The following is a 5,037-nucleotide window of genomic DNA, read 5'->3' on the forward strand; positions in this document are numbered from 1 at the left end:
ACGCGGTCACCGGCCACGACCGGGTGGAGCTGCTGGTGCGGCGCGACCGGGCGCGCCAGGCCGACGGCTGGGTGTGGGAGCCCCCCGGCCTGGGCAGGCTGACCCTCGGGCACATGCGCGAGGCGGGGGCGACGACAACGGGGGTGGCGGCGTGATCTGGCTGGCGTGGCGGTTGCAGCGGGCGCAGACCTGGGCGCTGCTCGGGCTGGCGGTGGTCGTCGTGGTGGCGGCGCTCGTCCTGCGCGGGGTGACCCTGTCCCAGGTGGACCCGTCGTGCCTGGTGGGCAACATCAACTACTCGATGCCCTGCACCAGGCAGTGGGGGTCACTGGGCGCGGTGATGACCTACTTCCAGCTCCTGCTGGTCGCGATGCCGTTCGCGATCGGCCTGTTCTGCGGCGCGCCGCTGTTCGCCAGGGAACTCGAGCAGGGCACGCACGTGCTGGCGTTCACGCAGTCGGTGAGCCGCACGCGGTGGATGCTCGTCAAGGCCGCCGTCGCTGTGGTGCCCGCCCTGCTGTCGGTCCTGGCGATGCAGGTGGCGCTGTCGTACTGGTTCCGCGCCGCGGGCAGCCTCGGCCCGTACCGGTACGGGCCGTGGAGCGAGTTCAACTTCCCCACGTCCCACCTCGCCCCGGCGGCGTTCACCCTGGCGGGCCTGGCCACGGGGATGCTGATTGGCGCGATCGCCAGGAAGACCTTGCTGGCGATGGTGATTACGGTCGGGCTCTTCCTGGGCGTCTGGTTCGCCGCGCTCGGCACGCGGGAGCTCTACGTGTCCACCGAGCGGGTGACCTACAGCGCGTACGGTGGCGGCGACTACCCGAGAATCATGGGGGCGCAGCCCATCGACAGCGGGTATGTCAACGCCGACGGCGCCACCGTGTCCCACCTCGAGGCGTCCGCCCTCACCGCGGATTGCTCGGGTGCGGACAGGACCCAGGAGGACTACACCGCCTGCTACCGGGACAACGGTCTGGTGGCGAGTTACCTCGACTACCTGCCCGCGGCGAAGGCCAAGACAGCCCACCTGATCGAGGCTGCCCTGCTCCTGGCCCTGGCGGCGGCCTGCGTGGCGGGCACGGCGCGGACGCTGCGCCGGGTGGCGTGAACGAGGCGGGCGGTGGGCAGCCGCCTATGCTGGGCGGCGTGATCGAGTTCCGGATCGACCGGCGCTCCGGGGTCTCGACGTACGTCCAGATCGCCCAGCAGGTCAAGCAGGCCATGCGGATGGGCCTGCTCGGCCCCGGCGACCAGTTGCCCACCGCCCGCGAGGTCGTCGAGACGACCGCGGTCAACCCGAACACCGTGCTCAAGGCCTACCGCGAGCTGGAGCGCGAGGGGCTGGTGGAGGGCAGGCGCGGCCAGGGCACCTTCGTCACCCGCTCGCTGGCCACCGACGCCACCAGCCGCGAGGCGCCGCTGCGGCGGGCGCTGTCGAGCTGGATGGACCAGGCCGGTGGCGCCGGGCTGGGGGTGGAGGAGGTCGACACCCTCTACCTGGACGTCCGCGAGGAGCACTACCCCACCGGAGGATCTCCATCATGACGACCGTCGTGCAGGTCGAGGACCTCGGCAAGCGCTACCGGCGGACCCAGGCGCTGTCCGGCTGCGCGTTCGAGCTGCCGGAGGGTTCGGTGACCGCGCTGGTGGGCCCGAACGGCGCGGGCAAGAGCACGCTGCTGTCGCTGATCGCGGGCCTGGCCCTGCCCACCTCGGGCCGGGTGCGGGTGTACGGGGCCCAGGTCTTGGGCCGCACGCCGCCGCAGGTGTCGCTGCTGGCCCAGGGCAGGCCCATGGTCCGCGGGCTCACCGTCGCCGAGACCATGCGGATGGGCGCGGCGCTGAACCCGCACTGGTCGCAGCGGCGCGCCGACGAGGTGCTGGACCTGCTGTCGCCGGTGGACCGGGACAAGAAGGTGGGTGAGCTGTCGGCGGGCACCCGCACCCAGGTCGCGCTGGCCTTCTGCCTGGGCCGCCTGCCCCGGCTCGTGCTGCTCGACGAGCCGCTGGCCGACCTGGACCCGCTGGCCCGCGACGAGGCTCTGCGGGTGCTGATGACCGACGTCGCCGAGCGCGGCACCACCGCCATCATCTCCTCGCACCTGCTCACCGACCTCAACGACGTCTGCGACCACCTGCTGCTGCTGGACAAGGGCCGGGTCCAGCTCTGCGGCGAGATCGACGACGTCCTCGCCGACCACTCCGTCCTCACCGGACCCGCGGACTCCGAAGTGGACGCCCACGTCGTCTCCGCCTCCCACACCGAGCGCCAGACCACCATGCTGGCCCGCGGCCCCGCCACCGCACCCGCGGGCTGGCTGCGCGCCGACGCCGACCTGGAGACCCTGGTCAAGGGCTACCTCCGCGCCTCCCGCGACAAGCGCTGACCCCACCCGCCCCGGGAACAGCGGCTCGGGAAGACCTCCGGAGGGCTAGACCTCGAGGACGACCTTGCCCCGGCCGTGGCCGGACTCGACCTCGGCGTGGGCCTCGGCGGCCTCGGCGAGCGGGTGCACGCCGCGCACGTGGACGGCCAGGCCGCCCCGCTCGTGCAGCTCGGTCAGCGCGGCGAGCCTGGCGGCCGAGCGCCTGCTGACCAGCGGGCGCACGCCCAGCTCCTCGACCAGCTCGAAGGCGACCAGGGTGCCGATCCTGGAGCGGTCGGCGACCAGCTCGACCGACTGGCGCAGCGCCTGCGCGCCCGCGCCGTCGACGACCGCGTCGACGCCCCGCGGGGCGAGGTCGCGCACCCGCTCGACCAAGCCGTCGCCGTAGGCCACCGGGATGGCGCCCAGCGAGCGCAGGTAGTCGTGGTTGCCCTCGCTCGCGGTCCCGACCACCGTCGCGCCCAGGTCGACGGCCAGTTGCACGGCGACCGTGCCCACGCCGCCCGCGGCCGCGTGCACCAGCACCGTCTCGCCCTCGGCCACACCCAGGGCCTCGAGCGCGGTGTGCGCGGCCTGCCCGCACCCGGACAGCCCGCCCGCCTGGTGGAACGACATCGTCGCGGGCTTGGCCACGACCTGCCCCGGCCCGACCACGACGTGCTCGGCGTAGCAGGCCAGCACCGCGAACCCGACGACCTCGTCACCCTCGGCGACCCCGGTCACCCCGGCCCCGACCTCGTCCACCACACCGGCGAACTCGTTGCCCAGCACCACCGGGAAGTCCAGCGCCACACCGCGCGGGACCCAGCCTCGGCGGACCGCGTAGTCGTAGGGCTGGACCCCCGCGGCGCGCACGCGCACCCGCAACTCACCCTCGCCCGGGTGCGGGTCGGGCAGCTCCGCCACCCGCAGCACCTCCGGTCCCCCGGGCGCGTCGAACACCACGGCCCTCACGCCGGCCCCCCTGCGCACTCGTTGTCCATGACCCCATCGTGCGACCTCGACCAAGGACGAGGTCAACCCCGGCGCGCGCCGACCGGCCGGCTCGACCAGGGGTGGCTGCCGGTCTTCCGTCGTTGAGCGCGCCCCCGACCCCCGACGGCGATCCGCCACACCCCGGCGGGCGACCCGGTACGCTGGCGGCGTGGACACGCGGATGACGGTGGCTGAGCGGGTGCGGTTCGCCCTCGCCGTGCTGCTGCCCGCGTTGTTCGTGGCCCTCCCCGGTGCGCCCGGCGGCGCGCTGCTGTCGGCGGCAGGCGCCGTCGCGGCGGCGTTGGTCGTGCTGGCGCTGGTCGCGCGGGTGGTTGTGGGGATCGCGCCTGCCGGGGTGCGCGCGGTCAGCCTGCGCGAGCGGGCCAAGTCGGTCGGGGGCGTGCGGTTCCGCGACCCGGACGCGCGGGGGCGCAGCAGGCCGAGGGCTCCGACAGGGCGGTTCGCGACCGCCTGACACAGCGCGCCGGGGTCTCCCCCGGCGTGGGTGGTCGCCATCGTCCCGACCGCCCACTTCGCGATGGAGTCCCCCCACGATGTTCGACGTCCTGCTGTACCCGGTTTCCGCCGTGCTCTGGTTCTGGCACAGCGCCCTCGGCTCCCTGCTCGGCCCCACGACCGGGGCCGCCTGGGTGCTGGCGATCGTGCTCCTCGTCTGCACCGTCCGCGCCCTGCTGGTCCGCCCCGCCATCGCCCAGGCGAAGGCCGCCGAGCGCGCGCGGGAACTCGCGCCCGCCATGGCCAGGATCAGGGCCAAGCACGGCCAAGACCGCGACCGGATGGCCCGCGAGATCCAGAAGCTGCACGCGGACAACGGCACCAGCCCGTTCGCCGGGTGCCTGCCCGCCCTGGTCCAGCTACCGGTGTTCCTCAGCCTGTACTGGGTCCTGCGCGACTTCACCCCGGGCGCGGCCAACCACGTCTTCGACACCGCCGGGGTGTCGTCGTTCCTCGACGCGGACGTGTTCGGCGCGCGGCTGGGGTCCTGGGTCGGCCAGTCGGCGCTGGAGCTGGCGGCCGCGGGCACCGACCTCGCGCACATGCTCGCCGTCGGCCTGCCGCTGATGCTGCTGGCCGGGCTCGCCACGTTCCTGACCCTGCGCGCGTCCCAGCGCCGGGCGAGCACGCCGATGCCGTTCGGGTCCGTGCTCACCTGGGTCGCGCCGCTGGGCGTGCTGGCCGCCGGGCTGCTGTTCCCGGTCCCGATCGGGGTGCTGGTGTACTACCTCACCAGCAACGTGTGGACCTTGGCCCAGCAGCACATCCTGATGCGCTGACCCACGTGCGCCTCTTGCCCCGGCGCGGATTCCGCGCCGGGGCAAGGGGTTTCGCTCAGTCAGCCGGTCTTGCGCGGGAGCATGTGCTTGCGCGGCGCGGGAACGGCGTTACCGCCACCCACACCCTTGCCACGGTGACCCGCGGTCGGGTGCGAACCACCACTCTTCTGCGCCAACACCTGGGAGAAACGGCTCTTCACGTCGTCGAGAGACGCAGCGGTGTTCTTCTTGGCAGCCATAGGGAAACCTCCGGGAAGTGTGTGTCCACATGGTCCCCACCAAGGGAAACCACGGCAGGGCAAGGGGTCTACAGCGTCAGCCGGTCTTGCGCGGGAGCATGTGCTTGCGCGGCGCGGGAACGGCGTTACCGCCACCCA

7 protein-coding genes are annotated in these 5,037 nt (G+C 73.5%); 5 read left to right on the top strand and 2 right to left on the bottom strand.

All coding sequences use genetic code 11. The annotated features are described in order from the left end of the window. Positions 1 to 151 precede the first annotated feature (151 nt). Genes GCL84_RS01090 through GCL84_RS01100 form a run of 3 tightly spaced genes read left to right on the top strand, consistent with a single transcriptional unit; the run spans position 152 to position 2,390 of the window. Positions 152 to 1,111 (top strand): hypothetical protein, encoded by a 960-nt coding sequence (locus tag GCL84_RS01090; RefSeq protein ID WP_156753416.1) that lies wholly within the window; start codon positions 152 to 154, stop codon positions 1,109 to 1,111. 38 nt (positions 1,112 to 1,149) lie between these two features. Next, a complete protein-coding gene (locus tag GCL84_RS01095; protein WP_197522936.1) occupies positions 1,150 to 1,548 on the top strand; it encodes a GntR family transcriptional regulator in 399 nt (132 codons plus the stop codon). Next, positions 1,545 to 2,390, top strand: coding sequence for an ABC transporter ATP-binding protein (locus GCL84_RS01100; protein WP_156753418.1), 846 nt, complete (start codon positions 1,545 to 1,547; stop codon positions 2,388 to 2,390). Before GCL84_RS01095 ends, GCL84_RS01100 begins: the two co-directional genes overlap by 4 nt. A gap of 45 nt (positions 2,391 to 2,435) precedes the next feature. On the opposite strand, the gene GCL84_RS01105 is transcribed toward GCL84_RS01100, so the two are convergent. Then, the gene (locus GCL84_RS01105; RefSeq protein WP_156753419.1) at positions 2,436 to 3,344 is read right to left on the bottom strand and encodes an NADP-dependent oxidoreductase; all 909 of its coding nucleotides are present in this window, start codon (positions 3,342 to 3,344) and stop codon (positions 2,436 to 2,438) included. Between the two features lie 190 nt (positions 3,345 to 3,534). On the opposite strand from GCL84_RS01105, the gene GCL84_RS01110 reads away from it, so the two are divergent. Together GCL84_RS01110 and yidC are read left to right on the top strand one after the other, a co-directional pair. Continuing rightward, positions 3,535 to 3,840 (top strand): DUF6412 domain-containing protein, encoded by a 306-nt coding sequence (locus GCL84_RS01110; protein ID WP_235925908.1) that lies wholly within the window; start codon positions 3,535 to 3,537, stop codon positions 3,838 to 3,840. Between the two features lie 79 nt (positions 3,841 to 3,919). Further along, positions 3,920 to 4,660, top strand: a complete 741-nt coding sequence (yidC, locus tag GCL84_RS01115) for a membrane protein insertase YidC (RefSeq protein ID WP_156753420.1) — start codon at positions 3,920 to 3,922, stop codon at positions 4,658 to 4,660. Between the two features lie 59 nt (positions 4,661 to 4,719). Here the strand turns inward: yidC and GCL84_RS01120 are convergent, their stop codons facing one another. Then, positions 4,720 to 4,899 carry a hypothetical protein gene (locus GCL84_RS01120; RefSeq protein WP_156753421.1) on the bottom strand — a complete coding sequence of 60 codons (180 nt, stop codon included), beginning with the start codon at positions 4,897 to 4,899 and terminating at the stop codon, positions 4,720 to 4,722. Positions 4,900 to 5,037: the final 138 nt, after the last annotated feature.

The sequence above is a fragment of the Actinokineospora pegani genome, from assembly GCF_009745975.1.
Classification (GTDB): domain Bacteria; phylum Actinomycetota; class Actinomycetes; order Mycobacteriales; family Pseudonocardiaceae; genus Actinokineospora; species Actinokineospora pegani.

Bases quoted from the DNA above. Each gene is read 5' to 3' on its own strand.
- GCL84_RS01100 (WP_156753418.1), top strand. From the start codon at position 1,545: ATGACGACCGTCGTGCAGGTCGAGGACCTCGGCAAGCGCTACCGGCGG.
- yidC (WP_156753420.1), top strand. From the start codon at position 3,920: ATGTTCGACGTCCTGCTGTACCCGGTTTCCGCCGTGCTCTGGTTCTGG.
- GCL84_RS01120 (WP_156753421.1), bottom strand. From the start codon at position 4,899: ATGGCTGCCAAGAAGAACACCGCTGCGTCTCTCGACGACGTGAAGAGC.